Origin of the sequence: Streptomyces lacrimifluminis, from assembly GCF_014646095.1 — a bacterium.
GTDB lineage: Bacteria > Actinomycetota > Actinomycetes > Streptomycetales > Streptomycetaceae > Streptomyces > Streptomyces lacrimifluminis.
On sequence record NZ_BMMU01000130.1, the window covers coordinates 1 to 540 of the forward strand.

General features: G+C 67.2%; 2 pseudogenes. Both read left to right on the forward strand.

Features of this window, described 5'->3' with window-relative positions:
* Positions 1-401, forward strand: a pseudogene (locus tag IEY89_RS40245) (2-oxoacid:acceptor oxidoreductase subunit alpha); the annotation flags it as partial.
* Positions 394-540: pseudogene (locus tag IEY89_RS40250) on the forward strand (2-oxoacid:ferredoxin oxidoreductase subunit beta); the annotation flags it as partial. The pseudogenes IEY89_RS40245 and IEY89_RS40250, both read left to right, overlap by 8 nt.

Consider the following 540-nt stretch of genomic DNA (forward strand, 5'->3'; position numbering starts at 1 on the left):
CCGCCAACCACGACCTCATGGTCCGCACCCGCCAGGCCAAGATCGACGGCATCGACGTACCGGACCTGGCGGTGGACGAGCCGTCCGGCGCGGCCAACACCCTTGTGCTGGGCTGGGGTTCCACCTACGGGCCGATCACCGCGGCCGTGCGCCGGCTGCGGGCGGCGGGACAGCCGATCGCGCAGGCCCATCTGCGTCACCTCAATCCGTTCCCGAGGAATCTCGGCGAGGTGCTGCGGCGCTACGACAAGATCGTGATCCCCGAGATGAACCTCGGGCAGCTCGCCATGCTCATCCGGGCGAAGTACCTGGTCGACGCCCACTCGTACAACCAGGTCAACGGTATGCCGTTCAAGGCCGAACAGCTCGCCACGGCTCTCAAGGAGGCCATCGATGGCTGAGACGTCCACGGAAGGCGCCGGTACCGGCTCGATCGAGGCACTCACTCTGGTGCCCAAGGCCGAGGCCAGGCAGTCCATGAAGGACTTCAAGTCCGACCAGGAAGTGCGCTGGTGCCCCGGCTGCGGGGACTACGCGATC